The organism is Candidatus Zixiibacteriota bacterium (genome assembly GCA_035380245.1).
Lineage (GTDB): Bacteria > Zixibacteria > MSB-5A5 > GN15 > FEB-12 > DAOSXA01.
The window spans coordinates 933,985-956,336 of record DAOSXA010000001.1 but is presented as its reverse complement, the minus strand read 5'-3'; the positions used below and the strand labels follow the sequence as shown (position 1 = coordinate 956,336).

Sequence of the window (22,352 nt, the reverse complement as noted above, 5' to 3'; positions counted from 1 at the left end):
GTCAGGTACCTACCAACAATATCGGCCGGGTTAAGACTAAGTCAAGACTTAGTTTGTGGGATTCAATAGAGCTTGTATCGGTTTCGTACCAATTCAACCAGGGTGTAAAACCCAGGGGATTGTTGAAGAAGTCATACGCTCGGATATTCATCCCTATCACAACAGAGGTACAAGCGACACAAGGCCACCCGTTACGCGAAGTTAGAACTCCTAACGCGCAGCGGCGGGGCTTGTCCCCGTCCGCAGAAGAGGTTTTTCAACACTTCCCCGGTCCCGGGCACTCCAGAACCAGGTCTATACTGCCGAAAATACCTATAGAGAGATTGCCGGGGGATCGGATCCTGAGAACGTTTAGAGGCGGTTGTTTCTCTGCTTCTACACAACGGGGAATACACAATTTCCGGCAGCTTTCGAGTTTTGACGACCGGTCTGATAAACCGGGTTGTGAAAAGGGGTATTATGTGAAGCGGACTCTTCCATGAGAATTACGGCGATTAAGGATATAGACGAATGTATCGGCAAATCCTGGATGAAGGAAGTCGTGTTCGAATCGCCGATAACCGGAGAGCAGATAATCGCTCTCGGCAGTTTTGGAAAATTGGAATTCCACGACTCCTTTCAGCGGCCGTTGTTCCGGCTGGACATGTCCGACGGAACTATCGTGAAAGGGGTTCAGGGAAGCTGTTCACTCCGGTTGATTCCAAATCGTAGAAATATCGCCGAAAGCGTCCGTCGTTTTCAGGAATTGGTAGAACAAGTTCCTGCCGATTCGGTAGATACCGCGACGGAGCTCAATTGAGTGCAATACGTGATAAAACGTTCGTTACGGAGTTGTATTTATAAACGGTAACAGGTTAAACACCATCGGAACAAGAGCTGCAGGTCGCTCCCGATACCCGTTACCTGACCGACGTTGCAAGAGAACATTAACGCCAACATGGACCAGACCTAATATAATTATGCAATCCTGCTTCGAAAGGAACCAAGCATGGGCACAAAACTCGTAGATTACTACGAGAAAGCGAAGGCAATCGGGGGGATGAAAGCTCAATTCCGCCTCGCCATGCTCACCCTCCTGCCCTCTCAAAGAGCCTCCCAGGCGCCGGATTCACCCGAGTTGATCCAGAAATTTGAGAAGGCCATACAACAAATCAAGGCGGAAGCCTAGAGGAGATATTCATGCCTGATGTAGCATCTACAAAAAGGTATGCTTCGCATAACTCGACCGTCAAGTTCAAGGTGCGAGAGGAGTTCGATAAGAACCGGATGCGTCACTATGTCAACGGTGAAGTGAGTGTCATGCACTGTCATCATTATGCCACCCTCTTCACCCAGCTCGCTCTCGATGCCTCTCTTTTAAACGGAACCGACCATTTAATACGCACCTCGTTCGAGGCATTCCATGCTCCTCTTATCAGATATTACGAAGTGGAGAATGTGAAGAATATCGCCGACCGCCTCGCCATTGCGGAACAGTATTTTTCATTCGTTGGTCTCGGGGCGATTCGGTTTGCGTGCAATGACCGGTCGGCGGTTGTAGTCATGGAGTACTCTCATGTCGATGAAGGCTGGCTGAGCAGATGGGGTCGACGCGATAGTCGAGTCAACTACATCGGTGAGGGATATATCAAGGCTGCCTGTGCAGCCGCGTTTGATCTGACAAATCCGGACGATATCAAAGTCGTCGAAGCCGAGAGTATCGTATGCGGAGCCCCTCGGTCCCGTTTCGATGTGCAATGGTAACGGGTCAAGGCAAGGAGTGAAGACATGGCTATAGACAGAAAAAAGATTATCAATGAACTTTCCGGGCTGCAGGTACGGGGAGACGATCAGGGTCTAATCCCGGCCTACGGCGTCCTGGTTCAGCGTATTCCCGTTAGTTTCTGGAACGGATTCTCGAAAGCTATTCTCGATGCAGCCGGAGACGACGTCGGTGATGCCGCTGAGGGACTTCTCGAAAATGCTGCGGCCGAGTGCGGTTATCATACCGGTCACGGTATCATCACATCCGAGGAATTCCAGGCGGTTGTTTCGCCGATGGTTGAAAAAGAGCCGGAAGATATCCTCCACGGAGCGTATGGAGTGCTGACGGCCTGGGGATGGGCGAATGCCGAAATTACGGAACTGATTCCCGATGAAAAAATGGTCATCCGCGCCTGCGACTATTACGAGCACGACATGGGACCGACCAAACGCCCGTTCGCATTTATGATTCGCGGTGTTTCCCGCGCGTTCATGGATTTAGCCTACGGCGATCCTTACCCGAACGGCTTCGGTCGGTTCAAGTGCGAGCAGACCAGGGGAATCGAGGTCGGCGACGAATATGGGGAGTTTGTCGTTACCCGCGCTTGAAAACGTATTGAAGAAATCCGCTTTGATCTCTGGACAAAACCTGCTCTGAGATTCTTCATCTCGTATGGCGGGCGACATCATGTCGCCCGCATTAAAACCTCACTTATAATAGATATCCACCGCACGCTTTATTCACAAACATCTGAGTGTAGCAGACCGTCTTTTTTAACAATTCCTGAACATCATCGATCTTATTGCACATTTCATGCTCTGAACTGTCTATATTGCAGGCGAAGCAGTCGGTCGGCAGGTCGATCGGTCGCCGACCGGAAAGCCTTCCGGTTCGAGGCTTTGTTGAAAAGTCGTCCGCGCGAATACTCGACTATTCGCGGTTGTCGTGCGGGCGATACAGGACCACCCGATACGCGAGGTCAAGATTCCCTGGACGCGTAGCGACGGGGCTTGTCTCCGCCGCCAACGTGATTTTTCAACACTCCCCTGAGCCGGAACAACACGACCAAAGAGCCTTTTGGAGGAGCCTTATGTTCTCGAACATCATTTTGAGAACCGTCGTCACCATTTTAACCATCAGCTTTATCATTACAGGATGCCGGACCATGCCCGCACAAACCAATCTCGAGACCGAGCGCGAGGCGATTGTCGCAACGATCAATGCCTCGATCGGCTGGGCCAAGGAGAAAGACAAAGACCTTCTTTACAACGCCATGGCTCAGGATGAAGAGTTATTCTTTTTCAATCCGGACGACGACGGAGTCATGCGAGGATTCACCCAGTTCCAGAAACTGGTCGACGGGTTCTTCATGACCGACGCCTTTAAGGCGACCAACTATGAAATCCGCGACCTGAAGTTAGGGCTTTCTCAAAGCGGAACGGTTGCCTGGTGGGCTTGTCGTCTGGATGATTTCTGTGAAATCAACGGACGAGCGACCGGCTGGGAAGATATCCGCTGGACCGGCGTGATGGAAAAACGCGACGGCCGCTGGCAAATTGTCCAGCAACATTTCTCTTATCCCACAGAACGCTTTCAGAAATAATCCGAACGGTATATGTCGTCGGGTCTCTCAACCCGACGACCGTCCTCTCTTATAAAACGTCAACGGATGGCAGATATCCTCCTGAAAGGTAAGCCACTGCCTCCAGTTTCGTTAAATTCCATTCAGATGTCGATAATAGGCTATATTTGCCCGCCGTAGGGGGGGATTTCCGGCGATGGCTCCGACGATGATTGTTGTTCGTCTTTATTCGGACTCAGGAAAATGATATTGATAAACAACAGAACTATCGCCACCGAGATGGCGGCATCGGCAATGTTAAACGTCCACCAGCGGTCGATCTGGTAACCGAACAGGTTCATATTGAAAAAGTCGAAATCGAGGAAATCGACCACTTTCCCGTAGGCAATGCGATCGACAATGTTCCCGATCGCTCCGCCTGCCACGAGACCGAGTGGGAAAAGAATACGCCATTGGTCGCGATGGAACCAGGCATAAACGACCACCAACACGAGAATCAAAATCGAGGAGATAAGATAGTAAGTCGGTGTACCGAAATTGGTCCCCATAGCTCCACCGAGATTGTAGATCAAGGTCAGCATAAAAAACCGGCCGAACACTTCGACCGATTCCCCGAGGGTAAGATTCTGCACGGCTAAATACTTGGTCCCCTGGTCAAGCAGGGCCACGACAACCGCAATCACACCGGCCAGAATAAGTCTCTTTGTGGAACTATTTGCGGCCAGCTTTTTTGTCCTCTTCGGAAGATTTACACTCGATGCACAGGCGGGCATGGGGCACGGCGTTAAGCCGATGGCGGCTGATTTGTTTGCCGCAGCTCTGGCATTTGCCGTAGGTACCGTCCTTGATACGACGCAAAGCCTCATCGATATGGTACACCAGCCGACCGGATTTGGAAGCCATCATGAAAGCCAACTCCCGCTCCATAGCGTCAGTCCCCTGGTCCGCCATGTGATAGGAGTAGGACGACAGATCACCGGTCGAGTCTTTGATGGTGGTCGATACATGGGAGTCCATGAGTATACCCATCTCCTCCAGGAGTGCTTTTTTGCGCTCGAGGAGTTTTTTCTTGTATCGTTCCAATTCGGCTTTGCGCATGCTGTCCCCGCTAAACTTTGGCAACCGTTATAGCTGCTTTCTCGCCGTTAATGTTCCACTCCTGTGAACCATCCGGAGCATCCCCGACCAGATTCAACCGGTCGGCCAGTGTTTCTTTCCGGATGAACTCCTCGAACCGCTCGGCGGCCTGCTTCACCGGCTCAGTGCAGACCATGGTGACGGTGATGCGATCAGTGACCTCGAGATTGGAACTCTTGCGCATATTCTGGATCTTATTGACTAACTCGCGGGAGAAACCTTCGTCAATCAGATCCTGGTTGAGATCGGTCACCAGCGCTACCGAAAGCGGGCCGTCATTTTCTACGGCAAAGCCCTCTCGCTCATCACGAATAACCGCGATATCATCTTCACCAAGGGTATATTTCTTACCATTGGCTTCAAATTCAAGTGTTTTTTCAGCGGCAAACTTACGAATTGACTCCGAGGGCAACTCGGCCAGCCAGGCCGCGGCTTTTTTGACATCCGCCCCCAACTTGGGTCCGGCTGTCTTGAAATTCAGTTTGGCGCTGTAGCTGACATATTTATCGAGGCCGTCGACCGGAGCTAACTCCTTGATATTCAACTCGTCGGTAATGATATCGGTGTAATCGGCGATTCTATCGAATCCGCCCAGCCCGCCGAGATCGACCATAATTTTGGAAAGCGGTTGGCGAACCTTGAGATTCTTGCGCGACCGAGCCGCCCGGCCGAGCGAAACGGTCCGCTCCACCAGCGACATGGTTTGTTCCAGGTCTTTGTCGATGGCTCCTTCGTCCGATCTGGGATAAGCGGTCATGTGAACCGACATCGGGGTGTTCTTGTCGCCGCCGACCAATTCACGATAGAGCAACTCGGCCATGAACGGTGCTACCGGCGCCATCATTTTAACCACCCCGAGTAATATGCGATAAAGCGTCAAAAACGCCCGCATCTTGGAGGGATCATCCCCCTCGGCCCAGAACCGGCGACGGTTGTTGCGTACGTACCAGTTCGACAGTTCCTCGATTACGAAATGCTGAAGCGCTCGCACCGCACGAGTAATATCATAGCCGTCCAGCGAGGTCGTGACATCTTTGATCAGGCTGTTATAACGCGACCATACCCAGCGGTCGAACCGGTTCGGCTCACCCGCTTTGGAAGCCAGGAAATTCTCGATAGACAAATTATCGGCCGCGGCGCGACCGGTGATATCGTCAATGTTGGCGTAGATGGCAAAGAAACTGTAGGTATTACGCAAGGTATCGAAATACTTGCGGATCACCTCTTTGAGTCCCTCGAAATCGAACCTGGTCGACAACCAGGGATTCGAACTCGCTACCAGGTACCAGCGGGTCGGGTCGGCGCCGTAGTCGTCCATCGTGGTAAACGGGTCGACCACGTTCCCTTTATGCTTGGACATCTTCTTGCCGAGCTTATCGAGAATGAACTCTAGCACGATCACATTCTTAAACGGCGGCTGGTCGAACAGGATCGTCGAGATCGCCAGCAATGAGTAGAACCAGCCTCGGGTCTGATCGACTGCCTCCGAGATAAACTCGGCCGGGTATTTGATCTTGAACTCTTCCTGGTTCTCGAACGGGTAATGCCATTGGGCGTACGGCATCGCACCGGAGTCGAACCAGACATCGACCACTTCCGGAATGCGAGTCATCTCGCGGCCGCACTCACATCTGAGCTTGACCTCGTCCATCATCGGCTTGTGCAGGTCAACCTCGTCCGGGCAGTTGATCGCCTCTTGCTTCAGTTCCTCGATCGACCCGATCGCCCGCATTTTGCCGCATTTCTCATCGTCGCAGACCCAGATCGGAATCGGTGTACCCCAAAACCGCTCGCGCGAGAGCGACCAGTCGACGTTGTTTTCGAGCCAGTCGAGCATACGGCCGGTGCGGATTTCGTCCGGATGCCAGTGGATAGCGTTGTTGTTGGCGATCAGGCGGTCTTTGAATTGGGTCGTCTTGAGATACCAGGATTGCCGCGCAATGTAAATCAGCGGCGAATCACAACGCCAGCAGAACGGATAGTTGTGCTCGTACAGCTCTTTTTTGAACAAGCGACCGGAGATTTTCAAATCCTTGATAATCTCCTTGTCGGCGTCTTTCACGAACATCCCGGCATAAGGACCGGCGAAATCTTTGAAAATACCGTTGGCTTCGATTGCCTGCAGCACCGGCAGACCGTATTTCTGACCCGCTTCGTAGTCGTCGGCGCCGAAGCCGGGAGCGATGTGCACGATCCCGGTGCCGTCCTCTAGGGTAACGAAATCGCCGTTGATCACGAAAAAGGCGTTGTCCTTCTGATCGGCGAAAGTGTCGAACAACGGCTCATACTTGCGTTTCAGGAAATCGGAGCCCTTGGCCCGTTCGAGCACTTCTTTGGGTTCATCGAACAGTTTCGGCACGAGCGCCTCGGCCAGGACCAGTTTTTCGCCCTCGTGCTCGATCATGACATAATCGGCGTTGGGCTTCATACAGAGGGCGGCGTTGGAAGGAAGTGTCCAGGGAGTGGTGGTCCAGACCAGATAGCTGAAATCGCCGTCGGCGGCCTTGATCTTGACGAATATCGAAGGATCCTTGACCAGTTCGTACCCCTGGGCCACCTCGTGTGAGGAGAGGCCGGTTTCGCAACGGGGACAGAACGGGACGGTTTTGTAACCTTTATAAATGAGGCCGCGGTCGAAGAAATTCTTCAGAATCCACCAGACCGTTTCCACGTATTCGGTCTTGAGGGTGACATAGGCATCGTCCAGATCGAGCCAGTAGCCCATGCGGCGAGTGATCTTATTCCACAAATCGAGATACTTGAACACCGACTCGCGACAGCGCTGGTTGAACTCGGTGATCCCATATTTAACCACTTCGCCCTTATTTTTCAGGCCGAGTGTCTTCTCGACCTCAATCTCGACCGGCAATCCGTGGGTATCCCATCCGGCCTTACGGTCGACGCGGAAACCCTGCATCGCCTTATAACGACAGATCAAGTCTTTGACGGTGCGGGATATTACATGATGAATCCCGGGCTTGCCGTTGGCAGTCGGCGGTCCCTCATAAAAGACAAAATGCGGGCGGTCTTTGGCCGCTTCACAAGATTTCTCGAATACCTTTTGGTCGTCCCAGAAGGCCAGGATTTTCTCCTCGGCGGCCGGGATGGCGAAGTTCTCTTTGAGTGGATCGAATTTCATATATGCGTTTCCTTCCAAGCCAAGCAATTTAGGCCGAAAGGCTGTTTTTGTAAAGATTTTTCGGGGGGCTACAGCTCCCCACATTATCGTCTACTACTGGTTGACTTCGGCCCCTCAGGTCGGTTTCTTCAGAACAAGACCCAGAAAAAAGACGGAGACAAAACCAATGGCTGAAGGCAAGTTTGGAACCTGTATTAATTGTATGGACGGCCGCGTTCAGGAACCGATGATAGAATTCATGAAGAAGGGATTCGACCTCGACTACATTGACATGATCACCGAGCCCGGCCCCGATGCTATTTTAGGCAAACGAGAATCCGGCCTGGTCGAGCTGATCAGAGGCCGCGTGCTGCTTTCGATCCAGAAACACGGCTCGGACACGATTGTCCTGGTCTCCCACGGGGACTGCGCCGGCAACCCGGTCAGCTACGAGGAGCATCTGTCGCACCTGCGCAAGGGGATGGAAACGATTCGATCCTGGGACCTCGATGCCGATATTTACGGTGTTTGGATCGACGACAAGGACTGGAAAGTCGATATCGTCGCCTCTATTGAGCGTTAGTGAACTTTTCCGTCCGGTTATTGTTGTAGGCGGACATGGATAATGAATTTGACCTGAACCCAAAGACTTTGCAGCCGCCAACCAGGCAGATCACCCACGATCGCGATGCCGTATTTCGGCTGCACCTGGCCAATCAGCGGACCTTTTTGTCCTATCTCCGGACCGCGCTGACTTTTTTCGTGGCGGGGGTGTCTTTTATCAAGTTTTTCGATTCACTGTTGATAGAGATCCTTGGCTGGGTTTTCGTACCGCTAGGGATCATCACGACCGTTATCGGAATTTACCGTTACAATCGGATTCGTGTCCGTCTGCGCCAGACTCGTGAAAATCTCTACGGCGGCATGAAAAACATCCCGCCGGTGTAAAGAATACGGCGCGTCTCAAATTTTAAGGCGCGCCAATCCCATCAAAACTCCAATACAACCCCGCTCCCAGTTGAACTTGGCTTTGCGAATCTGTTCGGCGCTCAGTTTACCCGCGACCGCCTCGGCATGATGTTTCGGACACAGCACGGCCAGATTGGCGGCTTCCTGATTGTCCGAATTGCCGTCGATATAGTGGATCACCCCCGGCATCTGAAAGCAGATACAGCACATCTGCCGGTTGGTCATCAGCACCCGTTCGCGGTTTTTGGTCGAGCCCGGCTCGGCCATGACAAAGCCCCCTTTATCCGGCCATCTCCCCCATCTGTTTGATCTGGTCGGCGAACAATTTGATCGTCGCCTTAACCGCGTCCGATTTAGTCATATCCACGCCGCATTTCTGAAGCTGTTCGATCGGATGGGCATTGCCGCCTGAAGACAACAGCGTCAGATACTTGTCGACAATCCCCGCCTCGCCCGCTAGGAACTTGTCCAGGATAGCCTGTGAGGCGGCATACGAGGTCGCATACTGGAACACGTAGAAGGCGTTGTAGAAATGCGGCACCCGGCTCCATTTCATCGGCGTGAATTCATCGATCTCGAACCCGTCACCGAAATAACGCGCGGTCAGGTCGGACCACATTTTGTTCATCACTTCGGGCGACAACGCCCCGCCCTGCTCGACTTGCTCGTGAGTCATCAGCTCGAAATGAGCATACATAACCTGATTGAAATACGTCCCGGAGGTGTTGTCGACATGGCGGTTGAGCAAATACAGCCGATCCTGGTCGTCGACCGCCTTCTTGAGCAGATGCTGCAGAAGCAGACCCTCGTTAAGCGTCGAAGCCACCTCGGCTACGAAAATCGAATACTGCGATTTGGCAAAATGCTGGTTGGTCGAGGACAGGAAGCTGTGCATGGCATGTCCCATCTCGTGCGCCAGGGTGAACATGTTGTCAACCGTGTCGCTGTAGTTCATCAGGACAAACGGATGCACCCGATAGTTGCCCCAGCTATATGCCCCGCTCCCTTTCCCCTCAGTCTCGAAAACATCGATCCAGCGACTGCTGAACGCTTCCTTGAGCTTTGCGATATACTTATCGCCGAGCGGCTGCAACGCCACCAATATCTCCTCGATCGCCTGGTCGTAGGGGACTTCGTAGTCGCGGTCCGGAAAGAGCGGGCAGATCATATCGTACGATTTGACGGCGTCGATTTTGAGAATCCGCTTACGCAGTTTCACATAGTCGTGCATGCAGGTGATATCCGCCTCGGTGTTCTCGATCAGACCACGATAGACCGCTTCCGGGATATTGTCGTCGTAGAGAGCCGCCTGAAGGCAACTATCGAAGCGCCGAGCCCGGGAAGCGAAAATATCCGCTGTGACGCTACTGGAATAAGCTGCGCCGGTAGTATTAAGGTGATCCTTGTAAACCGAATAAAACCGGTCGTGGGCATCTTGGCGCACGCGACGATCCTGCGACTCCATGAATTTCATGAACCGCTGCTTGGTCAGCCGGACCTCATCGCCGTCCTCGTCTTTGATAGTCGGATAGACCAGGTCGGCATCGTTAAGCATGGTAAAGATGTTGTTCGGAGCGCGGGTAACCATACTCGCCTGGGCCAGCAGTTCTTCGACCTCCTTGGAGCGAATATGCCCGCGTGAGCGGATCAACTCATCGATGTAAAAATCAAACTCATCTTTGACCGGGAACTCAGCCGCCATACTGCGTAGAGTTGCCTCGTCAATCTCGAGCAATTCCGGCTCGATATACGAAAACGCTGCCGAAGCCTCCGCGCCGAGACGGGCGGCGCGGTCGTCATATTCCTGGTATTTGGAAACCCTATTATCCAGGTCGCGACTCAAATGAGCGTATTGGAACAGGCAAAACACGGTGAGTGAAAGATCGCTTTTGGTCTTGAGACACTCGTAGAGGAGCGCCGGTGATTCCGGCAGGCGTCCCTGGTATTCCGAGGCCTTTTTGATGATCGCCTCGGCCTTGCGATAATCCTCTTCCCAGGCCTCTTCAGAAGCGTAGATATCGGTCAGTTGCCATTTGTGCTTATCTTCGATTTGATCGCGTTGCTTGATTGCTTTGGTAGCCGCGGTTGCATCGCCCATGACGTGTCCTTTCTGATTGGTTCTTGCAATTGCGCTAAATTCGCCGATTTTCCCGCGAAAATCAAGGGGAAGTTGACTGACAGATATTACCGCAACAGCAGCATTTTCTTCGTCAACACCGTCTCCCCTGCCGTGAGTCGATAGAAATAGACACCGCTTGCCACCTCACTACCGGCATTATCCAGGCCGTTCCACACAACACCGTGAGTCCCCGGATCGAAAGGTTGATCGACGACTGTAGTTATTCGCCGCCCGAGACAATCATAGATGTCGATCTTAACTTGAGTTGCAATGGGCAGCACAAAACATATCCATGTGTTCTCGTTGAAAGGATTGGGGAAGCTTTGACAAAGCTCGTAGTCCATTTGATGACCGTACATGTACTCGACTGCAGTCGAGAGTGTTCCTTCAACGAAATTAGAATCGACGCTGCAAATATAATAGAAATAACGTAATCCGGTAATGAGTCCACGGTCTTTATAGCTGCTGTCTATCTGTGGAATCAGTTCATCGTTGATTTTGATTGATGAAGTCCCCGGTCCGAACGAGCGATAGATATTATATCCGACACTCTTCCACGGCGGGCGCGGCTGCCAGCGTAGTGTCACGCTGTTTTCTTCAATGTATCCGATCCGGAACGAATACGGAGGTATACCGGGGATCTCCTGTGCACCCGGTTCGAACGAAACAGCCGACTGAACGCTGGGAGCACTCATTTCTCCCAGGGTATCCAGGTTAATAATCGAATAATAATAGAAACGCCCCACCTTGACCGTCCTGTCTTCGTAGCTGCTATCGGTTAAGGGACGCGTGAAATTGTGAATTTTCTTCCCAATACAGTCCTTTATCTCGGATCTATAGATATGATAGCCGCTGCTCTGCCAGGCCGGTTTTGCCTCCCAACATACCACGATCGAAGAATCAGTCACGTTGCAAGCCTGAAACATGTCCGGAGCGAAATTGTCGGTCGGCCCGTCATCAGGGCCGCACCAGATACCGATATCGAGCGATGGGAGGCTCTCCGTACCGGCAGTATCGACACTGGCGATGGTATAATGGTAGCGCTCACCGGCTACAAGGGCAGCATCGTAAAAAACGCTGTCGGTACGCGGGATCAATACATCATTCATCAGTTCGGGTGTTCCGTATCTGCTTACGGCACGATAGATATTGTAGCCTGCAATGTTAACATTCGGTACCGACAACCATTTTAAAGTAACAGCATCCCGCTCGACCGCCGCCAGGCGAAACAACGGTGGTGGATTCACTCCGAGTATCGATTCATTCGGCTTGAACCAGACGGCAACCGGGTCCGAGAGATCGCTCTGTTGGCCGTAATAATCGAAATTCGATATCGCATAACTATAGAATCCCCCCGGTTCCGGATCGATATCATCGTAGCAACTATCGCTCGCTTCAATAGAAACACTGTCGTACCGATGTGGATAAACACACAGATCGCCGGTGCGATAAAGACGGTATCCGGTTGATCTATTATAATCCTGAGGTGTCCAGGCCAGCACGATACTGCTATCGGTCATCCGCTGCACCCGTAAATCTCGAGGCGCCCTACTGATAACCTTGTTTGGGTCCGGCTTAAAACCACTTAACCCGCTGTTCCAATTATCGTGAAGGTATTTAGGCCAGGGAGCACAAGACGAGTCAAAAGGAATCGGAAATTCCCAAAATGAGAGGCAAGCGTCGGGATAGTCCGTCAGCGTCAGGATATCAAGAAATCCATCGCGGTCGATATCTCCGATCGAAGGATCACTCGGACCGATATCAAACAGCCGCGATGTAGGTGAAATAACAATCGGAAAACCGTCAATCGGACGCCCCTCGTAATCGAAGGCATACAAACGACAGAAATCAGAATGCAGATAGGTTCCGCCAAACAGGACGATGTCATTATAATGATCACCGTTGATATCGGCCAGGATCGGATTTCCGAATACATCCGGCCCACTACCCAGAACCGGATCAGAATAGTCCGATTCGCCCGTTGCCGAGAGCAGCGCCGTCTGTTGATTAACACTCATTAGCTCCAGAGAACGACTGACTTTCTCGATATCGTCTCCCAATCCCTGCTCGATTAAGTGTGCCAGTTTATCCGACGCTCCCGAACAACCGCTGCGTACGAGCAGGCCTTCGGCACCGATAGATCCCAGCGGCGTACCGTCGTTATGCCAGGCATACAGCCGCGCCTCACCAGCGGTGAAAAACGAAACGACTATTTCGAGAGAGCCATCGCCGTCCAAATCACCGAGCGCCGGCTGTTTCGCCAGCCAGAGGTGCGGGACCAGGTCCTCCAGCACGATTGGGAAACCGTTCAGTTGATCTCCGCTCAGCCTGAGCACATTGATGGTATATGGCTCCAAATGATCGGTTTCACCGATAACCACCAGTTCCTGGCCGGGCAAACTATCGAGATTTCCCGCTGCCATACCATGCGGAATTATGCCGAAGCCGGGATCACCAGGCTCGCGAATCAACGAGAAATCCTCATTCATAACAAAAAGCCCCTCACCACCGGTAATGATCTCACGCGGTCCATCACCGTCAAGATCGGCCTGAAGAACCATCGGCGTTCGCAGGTCACCGCTCAGTCTCTTGATCTGAAATCCCGGAGCCAGACCCAGACCATCACGATAACAACCATACAACCAGTCTCCGGCGCGGTATAAAACTTCTGCCTTACCGTCATTCTCCAGATCACAGATAAGGGGTGGCAGACCGTACACCTGGTCATAGGCACTGGTTGCCTTGGCGGACCAGTTCGACGAGCCGGATAGATACGAGTAGATATTGTCAGGCGAAGTTATAACGATATCATCGACACCGTCATCGTCAAGATTCCCCAACGCCGGCGGGCCATTCATGGAAACGGTAGAATAAACGGAGCCCTGTGTGTGGGGATGTCCTTCCAGATCAAAAACCCACACTCCGCCACCGTTGCCTGACCCGCTTCGCGTAATGCCCAGAACAATTTCATTGAGGCTGTCACCGTCGATATCTCCAACAGCCGGTGAGAAAACATCATACGGCAGTGAAACAGTCCAGAAATCACGAAGCGAACTTGCCACATGAACAGCAACACTCGTACTCACCGCTTCACCGGAATCGGGGAAAACCGTCAGATGAATTTCATACTCACCCGTTTCAAGGAACGACACCGGCCATTCTCCCAACAACTCATCGGCTCGCATCCGAGTCGACTCGGTTATATCGGTCAAGGTGGAAGGAGACACACTGCCGGAATAATCAAGACGGTAGGATTTGAAGTTCGGCAGTACGGTTGAACCATATATTGCTACCGTCCCCGCAAGCGAAGCACCCTCGGAGGGCGAGTCGATCTCCACCCGCACACCATTGTCAATCACAACCGGTACGATTATCTTATCAGTGTCGCCAATACTCAAACGCAGGCAGTACCGTCCAACCAAACCCGAACTATTCCACACCCCCAGCGTATCGTTGTACACAACGGCAGGTCCGCCGGCGATCTCGATCCATGACTGCGGTTCATAACCGACACCGTATTCGAGAACGAAAAACTCATCCGCTTCTCCCAAGGCGGTACCGGTCACGATCACCTTTCCCGAAACCGGCTGATTGACGGCTGGTTTGACAATATCGACCAATCGTCCGCTTACCAAACCCAGTGCACGATTCAAATTTACCCGCCCGTAACCACTGTAAACATCCTTGCCGGGTGCATAGAGGCTATCACCGCCGTATGGATAAACGATATCATCGGCCGACAATTCAATCAGGCGTCGAAGGCTGTCAACCCCAAGTTGCGGCGCTAGGGCACGAAGATATGCCGCCAGTCCGGTGACACACGGAGCAGCCATACTCGTGCCGTCCATCAGGTAATACCGCTCGGCCACGATATGTACCCACGGTTCAAGCTCATAAGGATCAAGACTGTCGGCTCGGAGCGATAAAATATCCCGGCCGGGAGCGACTACATCGATATGGTCACCGTATGATGAGAAATAAGTCACTTCGTCGAGACTGTTGGAGGCGCCGACAGCAAGAGTGTTGTCGTAAGCCGCCGGATAGCTGTGAAAGTTCTCGAGATGACCGGCATTACCGGAAGCCGCTACCGGCAGGGTGCCGCGCGAAACGGCATAATCGAGTGCTTCTTTGAGCGCTACGGAGGGGAAATTGCTTCCCCAGCTAAGGTTGATCACATCGCAGCCGTGATCGGCAGCATAAACAATCGCCTCGACACAAACCGAAGTAAAGGCGTAAGGAAACACCTTCAGGGCCATAACCCTGGACGACGAGGCAATCCCTGCGATGCCGATTCCATTCCCGGACGCTGCGGCCGCAATGCCGGTTACGTGTGTCCCATGGCCGTGATAATCAGTGGGATCATTGTCGGGGAAATAGACAATCCCGGCCTGGTTTACAATTTCCGGTTCTACATCGCCGCTGAAATCCCATCCGTAGAAATCATCGATATAACCATCGGCGTCGTTGTCGATGCCGTCAATTTCACTCGACTCGATTATTCCGTTACCATTAAGGTCTTCTCCGGGATTGACCCAAATCTGTCCCACCAGATCCTCGTGGTCGAGATCTATTCCGGCATCGATTATGCCGATCAGAGGAGAGGATGTCTGCCGATCCGCAACAAATACCTCCAAGGCATCGATATCAGCATCGACGCTGCCGGTTGTAATTTCCTGGGTATCGTTATAGTTCCCATCGCGGCGGACTACTCCCGGATATTCCTGCCCGGTATTGTTAAGTGACCATTGGTATGCGAAAAGACTGTCGTTCGGGACTTCGAACAACTCCATCAGATAGTCCTTTTCGGCCCAGGCAATTTCCGGCAACGAAGCATAGGCTGCAACTACGGAATCAAGATTGACCGAGGCAGAGCACTCGAGAATACAGAGCCTGTCGAGTCCGTTCATTCCAACAGGATAACCGGTTGTTTCGTGAAGCAGAGATCGTTGTTGTGTAACACCGAATCGCCGGTGGAGCTGGTCGACCGAGGCTATTCCCGATGTTGCCAGACCACCGACAACGCCGGTTTTTAGATTCGGCGAGAATTCCTCAGCGTACTTAATTATAACTCGCCCCGGTGCGAAGCGGACATTGCCAGCAGGAGCACCGTGTATCTGAACGGAAAGTATTATCAACGCCAGGACAATAATCGACGCCGAACATATCCGTCGCTGTACTCCAGTGACTACATTCGCAGGTCTCATTTACGCGAACCTCCCAAATATATAAGGGACTACTGAGTGCGACTATTCAAACAGTGCAGAGCTCCCGCTGCAATTCCATCAGGGATTTTCCCCGACCACCCGCTTCCTTTAAGACGTGCTGGTTGCACTCTTGTGTATTAACAATGTAAATTGTTTGATGATTTTGTCAAAGTCTGATTAACAGTTTCGGAACTGCGCCGTTGTTGATACGTAGACAGATTGTATCTACTCGGAGGTGTTAATTGCATCCTGCGGCACAAAGACGCCGGTCTTCATCGCGGAAAATGATAAAATGGCTCCTGCGGCTGATCGTATTCACCGTCGCGGCGGTCTGCCTCCTGCTTGCCGCCCTCGCCTGGCCGTCGGTCTGGTTCTCGCATACACAACGACTCGGCAATATCACCTTTCACGCCGATTTCGATTTCGACGGCGACTGGCCCGCTATTCTGGCCGACATCACCTCCCGCTATGAACATGTGCCGGTTTACGATTCCAGCCATTTACCCGATGTCTACCTCTTCAGCGAGCAGGACAACTACAACCTGTTCGCCCGCCTGGCTCTGGTTCCGGATGCCGTCCCCGGCTTCAACCTGAGTATTTTCGACAACAGTTACATCTCTCTGCCCGGTCTGGAGTTACGTCGCGAACGGCCGACCGACCGCTATGCCTACAGCTCGATCACCGGTGAGATCGCTCAATGCGTGACACACGAGCTGATTCACGGACTCCTTCAGGAACGACTCGGTTACGCCGCGGTGTTGTCGATCCCGCACTGGAAGGCCGAGGGATATTGCGAGTATTTTGCCGCACGTCCGAGACTTGAGGCCGATTCGGTGAAGCTCCGCGATCGTATCGGACAATGGTTGAACGTTCCCAAAGACAGCCGCACCCGTGAGTATTTTCTCTACGGCCTCATGGCCAATTATCTCTTCGCACAGGAACAACTGACACTCGAGTCGTATCTGAGCAATTCACTCACTTTCGATGAAGCCCGCAACCGCATGCTGACCTGGTACGACACGCTTCCTCACGATTCCACCCTCACCTCATCGATGCCTTAGCCTCAGCTTAGAAGTTCCGCTATCTTTTCGGTTGGGAGAAAATGCCGGAATTTACCGACCTTGCGCGAGGAGAGAAACCCGAGTTTCTCCAGCGATTCGAGATCGGCCTGGGCCGTCGGGCGGGTGACCGAATAAAGCCGCGTGTGCGTCTTGATCGTAGTATATGCATCGGGTCTTTTGTGTAAGTACCGGAGCAACTGTGCCTGCCGCGTATTCATGCCGTATCGCTCCACCAACTCCGGTTGAATGGCAGGAGCTTCACTCTGTTTGTCGGCGCGGTATTTCTCGAACTCCGACTGCGCTTGTTCCATCTTCTTGAGGGAATAGTCTATGAAGTAGGTGAGGTCGTTGCCGTCTTGTTCGGTGAACACGAACGCCTCGCGGTATTGGGCAGGAGCGCGCTTGATGATGAGTGACATCGGCATGTAAGCGAAAGTCCAATATCCATGGCGCAGTAAATACCAATACATGAGAGCCCGGGCCGCGCGGCCATTACCGTCCGTAAATGGATGCAGATAAGCCAGCCAGAAATGCAGCATGATCGCTTTGATGACCGGATGCAGGAAGACAGATTCACGCATATTGTCGTTGGCAAAATCGATCAACCGCGGCAATTCGCGCGCTACTACGTCAGTCCGAGGAGGAACATGAGTGATAGCGCCACTACCCTCAACCACCACTATCGGCTCGTCTTCGAACCGTAACCGGCCAACCTCGGAGTCTTTGATGGTGCCTTTAGTAAGGGTGGTGTGCAAGGCAAGCAGCCGCTCTCCGGTCATCGTCGTGAGCTTGGTTTCCTCTTCGATGTCGACCATGGCGTTGTAGGAATTCAGAATCATTCTCTCCGAATCCGTCGTTGGACGGCGGCCCTCCAGGAGCATCTGCTTAGCCACCTTGCGAGTAGTGCTGGCTCCTTCGAGTTGCGCGGTTGCGATGGCTTCCTCAATCAACCCACTCAATATGAGTTGCTTGTTGGTCTGTCGAGAACGCCGATGGGTAACGGAAGACTTGTCCGAGAGGTAAGTATCGCACTCATGAAGGAAGCGATCGAAATGCGGCAGCCGAAGCCACGAAAACGGGATCGAGTGACGGTCAAGGATTGGGGTCATAGATCTTCCCAGAGACATGCGACGCTGGTAAGTCACGAAAGCCCAGAACTCGCGGTCTGTCAGTTCCTCCGGTCTGGGCATATAACGAGCCTTGTCCCAAAACAGATACTTGGGAGAATTGACACGTTCGGCCAACTCAAGCCACTCGGGTGTGCTTCGCGCCAGCAATCCTGCTAACTCATCCGCGGAGTAGGTTTGGTCTGAGCCAGCTAGCTTGAGCATATCGTGTTTATCTCTTTCCCATCAATCATATAAAATAATTATCATCTTTTATATAAAAAACGGTCAATATCATATAAAGTCAATGAAATTTTTATATAAATTCACATTATTATATAAAATAGAAAGTATTCTTTATATATATTTTACATGACAGGGTCCAACCCGAGTGACAGGACAGAGCTTCTTACCCCCCTCTCAGGGATTGTTGAAAACCACTTTTGCGGCGGAGACAAGCCCCGCCGCTACGCGTTAAAAGACCCTAACCTCGCGTAGCGGGCGGCCTTGCGTCGCCCGCATTATGGATGTGTTTTACTGAATATCCGCGCGTATGACTTTTCAAAAATTCCCTCAGAACTGGGTCAGGCAGATCGGGCGGGTTTCGGCCGCGAGCAGGCGGTCAAGCTGATCCAGTCGAGCGGGATCGCTCACCGTCGCCCGGGAGTACATCACCAGTTTCTTTAAGCGCACCGCGCCGATAATCAGCGAGGAGAACTCCGGCATATTAATCGACAGCTCCACCTCCGCTTCGGCTACATTTTCAACTACCTCGGGGGTGCCGTTGTTGAACTGAATTGTCACCGGTCGATTGTTGGTTTCGATGAAATTGTCCGCGACGTTGAACCGTACCCGAAGCGTCTCGCCGCCGAAGTTCCGATGTGCCAGCACCTGGAACATCCCGGCCGTATCCAGCACGCGGTACATGATACCGACCGTCGAGATACAACATTCCTGATAAACCTGAGGGTGAACATTGTTGCTGTCGTTGCGCGGATCATCGAGCATCAGGTGAAAATCACGATCCGGGGTCGGCAGCAGAATATGTCCGATCTGATCCTCCTGGCTGCGGAAAAACGCCGTTAAACCGGCCAGCGCCGCCGGACTGTCGTAAAGCCACTCGTTGACCTGAATATGATTGTCCAGAGGATTATTCGGATTGTCCTTAACGAAACGGAAGATCGCATAGCCCTGCATCTCGCCGTTTTCGAAATAACCGATATAGCGATCCGATTTCTGACGCTCGAAACTTATCTCGCGATTCATCAGTTCATCCTCAATCATACCATGCGTTTTGGCGGCATAGCGATTATAGAACGCCACCAGCGCCGGCAGGTCTTCCTTTTTGAGGAAACGAATCTTTTCTTTGCCGCAGCCATGAGGGAGAGATTTTGTGTGAATTTTGAAAAAATCGGTCCTGGGCCCCTCACCCGCTCCCATCCTGGCGTAAAAATCCGGTCGGAACGGCCAAAGGATAGCCAGCGGGGATTGCTTTTCACGGTAATGATCAAAAAAGAAGCGCATGAAATCCAACGCGGCATGTTCGTGCTTATGGCAGAGATCGACCGCCAGCGCACCGCCGCCGCCCACGAGGGTCTTCTTGCCGAACAGGTTCATCTGATAATCGTGCAGACGCATCACTGCCTGCATCTCACCGTCACGGAAGAGGCCGTGGAACACCATCTGCTTGTCCTCGCGGATCCTTCGCGTGAGTCCTTTGATCATCCGCTCGCGAGCTTCGGGGCTGTCGGCCCCATAAGCCGGGTAAGCATTGTTGAAAATATCAACCGCGCGCTCGAGGTCTTCGACGACAAGGGGTCTTATTTCGCTCATGATATTCCTTCGTATCAGTCTTTCTTATCTCTGTGTATTTTTATACCCTCAACAGACGGGGATAACAACAAATACGTTGCCGGGCAGGGCGAGGTTGCGTGATGAGATTCTGTGAGTGGATTATGCCGCGGTTGCGAAAGGGTGTGTTGAAAAACCTCCGTACAAATCCATCCCGATGGCCAACATTTTAGGTGGGTTCCCGTCTTCCCTCGCTCCGATGCTCTGCACCGGAATTAGGTGGCCTACCCGTCCACGGGTGGGATATATCTGAAAGCTTCGGATAAAGGTGCCTCACCCCTCGGGTGGGATTTGCGAAGCGAGGTTTCGACAAGGTGAAACCAGCGCAGGTTCGAAGACGGACCTGCGGTAATGCTCTCAGTATTCGGCCGGGATCGCGGGGATCCCGGCTACGGATTTTTTAGGCGACAACACCCTGTCAGGTCGCGGAGAGACCTGCCCTTATCCTACTCCTCTCCCTTGCGTGAATAAAAGACCAGGGCCTGGTACGAATCAGCCACGACAGTGCTGTCGTTACGGTTGAAGCCGGCATTGAGCATGACCACCTTGGCCCGAAGTCCGGTCGTTTCGTACTCGAAGGTCGCTTGTTCAACCGGAATTTGCTTCCCGTTGCCATTATCGTGTATAGAAACCAGCCGGTCGATCAACGGGCGAATAGAGATCGCGGTCGACTCCACGTCGACGCTGTCGACAACAATTTTGAGAATCATGGAATCGGCAGCGGCTGCGATGATTTCGGCCGATGTCTGTTCGAGCGAGTTGATATCCTCATTATAGCCGTTGTAATTGACTCGCACCAAACGATCGTATCCGGAGATCGAAATGGAAGCCTCGGCATCAACCGCAACGGAGAAATATCTATCCGGGTCTATACCGCCGTATGGTTTGTACTCCACTCCCATAAGGTCCGCCACGTACCCCGGACGTTTGAAGCGACGTCCACTGCCCGCGCTGTCCGGGCGAAGACTCTCGGTGAACCAGGACTCTATCCCGGAGAAGCCGTGTACTTCATCCAGGTAACGGAGTATCGCACTGATCTCGACCTCGTCTTTTCCGGATATGGCCGACGGCGCTTTTTGCGCCTTGCCGTCCACGATGATCGAATCGGCGACTAGTATCCTCTCCAGTCGTTGAATCTGGCTCCGCTCCGAAATCGAGAACATCCCCCAGGGACCGAAAGAGATCAGGAAAGTAAGAACACAAAGGGACGCGGGAATCATTTTGACGCTCTTCGCGCGGCTAAGCAGAAAATAACCGGCGATGAAGGCCAGCCAGACGCCGATCGCTAATCCGATATAGCGGTCCTCGGTGATGCCGTACTCGGAGATACGTCGCCAGAGAGCCAGGAACAACATGACGATCAACGGGAGAAGAATAACGTAATACCACCGCGCGACCTTTTTGATCCAGAGATTTTCCATTTTCTCGCGCAACGGATCGAGCACGAACAGCGCCAGAATGCCGGTCGCCGAAAATCCGAGAATCAGCCGTCCGACCCATCCCTCGGGCCAGCTCCAGGTCACGATGATTTTGGCTATATAGATGTAGAGAATTACGAAATACACCAGCACCAGGGGAGAAAGAACATATTGACCCAGAACTTTCAGCGCCCTGGGATAGTCGGTCACCCGGTCAAGTTCACTCAAATTGTCCGGAATGCCGGACAGGATAAACGGAACCACAAAAAGCCCCAGTATCATGAACCATAGCTCGGCATATCGTTCTCCGGGGATATCCATGCCGAAAAGGTTGTCGAGCGCCGCCAGCGCTAAACCGAGACCAGAGAACAGCACCATGGCAAACGCCCCCGCCAGGATAATGCGAAAGACAACGATCTTATTGAACTGCCAGAAACCGTTGCCCTGTCCCCTTTGCAGGAACGGCAGAAACGAAAGCATAAGAGAACAGCCGATCATGAACGCAAAGAACCGGAAGAGATAATACATCGGTACGTCGGGCAAATCGGTCGGAACGTTGACGGCATACACCGCTAGCAGGGCAAGCCCGATTGCCTGCAGGGTCCAGACACGACCCGAGCTCGACCTCTCCCCTTCGGCCGTCAGCCTAAAGGAAGTCAGGAGCGGAAGCGCCAGAATCGTCGTAAGGATAACGCTGAAAAGAATCGAGGGCTCGGAGGGATGGTCGCGTTCGATTAAAATGATCGCCGTGACAGTCCCGATCACGGCGCTGATCATCGTCAGCGGAAAACGCCGCAACGTCTGAATATACTCCACCCCAATCTGGGTAATCGATGGTAATTTCATACCGTATCCTGCTTTTGGTGAATCTTTTTCATTAAACATTTATACAGACCGGGATTGCCGGGCAACTAAATACTTATAGGGGAAATCATCGTCACGGATGTCGAAACTTCGCATCACGATCCACCTTCGGCGGACAAGAGTATCGACTTAAAACCGATATCTTACGTAGGCGGCAGACGTCCTTCGGTGCCCCACCC

17 protein-coding genes are annotated in these 22,352 nt (G+C 52.6%); 8 read left to right on the top strand and 9 right to left on the bottom strand.

Annotated elements, in window-relative coordinates:
• Positions 1 to 478 precede the first annotated feature (478 nt).
• From PLF13_03680 to PLF13_03660, 5 genes are all read left to right on the top strand, one after another.
• Positions 479 to 799, top strand: a complete 321-nt coding sequence (locus tag PLF13_03680) for a hypothetical protein (protein ID HOP06372.1) — start codon at positions 479 to 481, stop codon at positions 797 to 799.
• A gap of 189 nt (positions 800 to 988) precedes the next feature.
• The gene (locus tag PLF13_03675) at positions 989 to 1,168 is read left to right on the top strand and encodes a hypothetical protein (GenBank protein HOP06371.1); all 180 of its coding nucleotides are present in this window, start codon (positions 989 to 991) and stop codon (positions 1,166 to 1,168) included.
• An 11-nt stretch (positions 1,169 to 1,179) separates the two neighbouring features.
• The gene (locus tag PLF13_03670) at positions 1,180 to 1,743 is read left to right on the top strand and encodes a hypothetical protein (GenBank protein ID HOP06370.1); all 564 of its coding nucleotides are present in this window, start codon (positions 1,180 to 1,182) and stop codon (positions 1,741 to 1,743) included.
• Between the two features lie 24 nt (positions 1,744 to 1,767).
• A complete protein-coding gene (locus PLF13_03665; GenBank protein HOP06369.1) occupies positions 1,768 to 2,352 on the top strand; it encodes a hypothetical protein in 585 nt (194 codons plus the stop codon).
• Positions 2,353 to 2,909: 557 nt separating this feature from the next.
• Entirely contained in the window at positions 2,910 to 3,347 is a 438-nt protein-coding gene (locus PLF13_03660; GenBank protein ID HOP06368.1) for a nuclear transport factor 2 family protein, read from the top strand.
• 140 nt (positions 3,348 to 3,487) lie between these two features.
• On the opposite strand, the gene lspA is transcribed toward PLF13_03660, so the two are convergent.
• From lspA to ileS, 3 genes are read right to left on the bottom strand one after another with little or no spacing between them, the layout of a single operon-like run.
• Positions 3,488 to 4,099, bottom strand: coding sequence for a signal peptidase II (gene lspA / locus PLF13_03655; protein HOP06367.1), 612 nt, complete (start codon positions 4,097 to 4,099; stop codon positions 3,488 to 3,490).
• Positions 4,038 to 4,424 carry a TraR/DksA C4-type zinc finger protein gene (locus tag PLF13_03650; GenBank protein ID HOP06366.1) on the bottom strand — a complete coding sequence of 129 codons (387 nt, stop codon included), beginning with the start codon at positions 4,422 to 4,424 and terminating at the stop codon, positions 4,038 to 4,040. The genes lspA and PLF13_03650 overlap by 62 nt, the downstream gene beginning before the upstream one ends.
• A gap of 10 nt (positions 4,425 to 4,434) precedes the next feature.
• Complete coding sequence (ileS, locus tag PLF13_03645; GenBank protein HOP06365.1) at positions 4,435 to 7,602, bottom strand: isoleucine--tRNA ligase; 3,168 nt, start codon at positions 7,600 to 7,602, stop codon at positions 4,435 to 4,437.
• A gap of 166 nt (positions 7,603 to 7,768) precedes the next feature.
• On the opposite strand from ileS, the gene PLF13_03640 reads away from it, so the two are divergent.
• Together PLF13_03640 and PLF13_03635 are read left to right on the top strand one after the other, a co-directional pair.
• Positions 7,769 to 8,164 (top strand): hypothetical protein, encoded by a 396-nt coding sequence (locus tag PLF13_03640; protein ID HOP06364.1) that lies wholly within the window; start codon positions 7,769 to 7,771, stop codon positions 8,162 to 8,164.
• Between the two features lie 35 nt (positions 8,165 to 8,199).
• Positions 8,200 to 8,529 carry a DUF202 domain-containing protein gene (locus PLF13_03635; GenBank protein ID HOP06363.1) on the top strand — a complete coding sequence of 110 codons (330 nt, stop codon included), beginning with the start codon at positions 8,200 to 8,202 and terminating at the stop codon, positions 8,527 to 8,529.
• 15 nt (positions 8,530 to 8,544) lie between these two features.
• Here PLF13_03635 and PLF13_03630 read toward each other — a convergent pair whose 3' ends face one another.
• The 3 genes from PLF13_03630 to PLF13_03620 all read right to left on the bottom strand — a co-directional run bounded on the left by PLF13_03630 (position 8,545) and on the right by PLF13_03620 (position 15,873).
• Entirely contained in the window at positions 8,545 to 8,817 is a 273-nt protein-coding gene (locus PLF13_03630; GenBank protein HOP06362.1) for a hypothetical protein, read from the bottom strand.
• A gap of 13 nt (positions 8,818 to 8,830) precedes the next feature.
• The gene (pepF, locus tag PLF13_03625; protein ID HOP06361.1) at positions 8,831 to 10,648 is read right to left on the bottom strand and encodes an oligoendopeptidase F; all 1,818 of its coding nucleotides are present in this window, start codon (positions 10,646 to 10,648) and stop codon (positions 8,831 to 8,833) included.
• 86 nt (positions 10,649 to 10,734) lie between these two features.
• Positions 10,735 to 15,873: a S8 family serine peptidase gene (locus PLF13_03620; protein HOP06360.1), complete on the bottom strand. Its 5,139-nt coding sequence runs from the start codon at positions 15,871 to 15,873 to the stop codon at positions 10,735 to 10,737.
• 284 nt (positions 15,874 to 16,157) lie between these two features.
• On the opposite strand from PLF13_03620, the gene PLF13_03615 reads away from it, so the two are divergent.
• Positions 16,158 to 16,934, top strand: coding sequence for a hypothetical protein (locus PLF13_03615; GenBank protein ID HOP06359.1), 777 nt, complete (start codon positions 16,158 to 16,160; stop codon positions 16,932 to 16,934).
• A gap of 2 nt (positions 16,935 to 16,936) precedes the next feature.
• On the opposite strand, the gene PLF13_03610 is transcribed toward PLF13_03615, so the two are convergent.
• The 3 genes from PLF13_03610 to PLF13_03600 all read right to left on the bottom strand — a co-directional run bounded on the left by PLF13_03610 (position 16,937) and on the right by PLF13_03600 (position 22,155).
• A complete protein-coding gene (locus PLF13_03610) occupies positions 16,937 to 18,265 on the bottom strand; it encodes a Fic family protein (GenBank protein HOP06358.1) in 1,329 nt (442 codons plus the stop codon).
• A gap of 348 nt (positions 18,266 to 18,613) precedes the next feature.
• The gene (locus PLF13_03605; GenBank protein ID HOP06357.1) at positions 18,614 to 19,873 is read right to left on the bottom strand and encodes a GNAT family N-acetyltransferase; all 1,260 of its coding nucleotides are present in this window, start codon (positions 19,871 to 19,873) and stop codon (positions 18,614 to 18,616) included.
• A gap of 464 nt (positions 19,874 to 20,337) precedes the next feature.
• Entirely contained in the window at positions 20,338 to 22,155 is a 1,818-nt protein-coding gene (locus PLF13_03600) for a DUF4153 domain-containing protein (protein HOP06356.1), read from the bottom strand.
• Positions 22,156 to 22,352 lie beyond the last annotated feature (197 nt).

Coding starts and splice junctions, on each gene's coding strand:
- PLF13_03680 (HOP06372.1), top strand. CDS start 479: ATGAGAATTACGGCGATTAAGGATATAGACGAATGTATCGGCAAATCC.
- PLF13_03675 (HOP06371.1), top strand. CDS start 989: ATGGGCACAAAACTCGTAGATTACTACGAGAAAGCGAAGGCAATCGGG.
- PLF13_03670 (HOP06370.1), top strand. CDS start 1,180: ATGCCTGATGTAGCATCTACAAAAAGGTATGCTTCGCATAACTCGACC.
- PLF13_03665 (HOP06369.1), top strand. CDS start 1,768: ATGGCTATAGACAGAAAAAAGATTATCAATGAACTTTCCGGGCTGCAG.
- PLF13_03660 (HOP06368.1), top strand. CDS start 2,910: ATGCCCGCACAAACCAATCTCGAGACCGAGCGCGAGGCGATTGTCGCA.
- lspA (HOP06367.1), bottom strand. CDS start 4,099: ATGCCCGCCTGTGCATCGAGTGTAAATCTTCCGAAGAGGACAAAAAAG.
- PLF13_03650 (HOP06366.1), bottom strand. CDS start 4,424: ATGCGCAAAGCCGAATTGGAACGATACAAGAAAAAACTCCTCGAGCGC.
- ileS (HOP06365.1), bottom strand. CDS start 7,602: ATGAAATTCGATCCACTCAAAGAGAACTTCGCCATCCCGGCCGCCGAG.
- PLF13_03640 (HOP06364.1), top strand. CDS start 7,769: ATGGCTGAAGGCAAGTTTGGAACCTGTATTAATTGTATGGACGGCCGC.
- PLF13_03635 (HOP06363.1), top strand. CDS start 8,200: ATGGATAATGAATTTGACCTGAACCCAAAGACTTTGCAGCCGCCAACC.
- PLF13_03630 (HOP06362.1), bottom strand. CDS start 8,817: ATGGCCGAGCCGGGCTCGACCAAAAACCGCGAACGGGTGCTGATGACC.
- pepF (HOP06361.1), bottom strand. CDS start 10,648: ATGGGCGATGCAACCGCGGCTACCAAAGCAATCAAGCAACGCGATCAA.
- PLF13_03620 (HOP06360.1), bottom strand. CDS start 15,873: ATGAGACCTGCGAATGTAGTCACTGGAGTACAGCGACGGATATGTTCG.
- PLF13_03615 (HOP06359.1), top strand. CDS start 16,158: ATGATAAAATGGCTCCTGCGGCTGATCGTATTCACCGTCGCGGCGGTC.
- PLF13_03610 (HOP06358.1), bottom strand. CDS start 18,265: ATGCTCAAGCTAGCTGGCTCAGACCAAACCTACTCCGCGGATGAGTTA.
- PLF13_03605 (HOP06357.1), bottom strand. CDS start 19,873: ATGAGCGAAATAAGACCCCTTGTCGTCGAAGACCTCGAGCGCGCGGTT.
- PLF13_03600 (HOP06356.1), bottom strand. CDS start 22,155: ATGAAATTACCATCGATTACCCAGATTGGGGTGGAGTATATTCAGACG.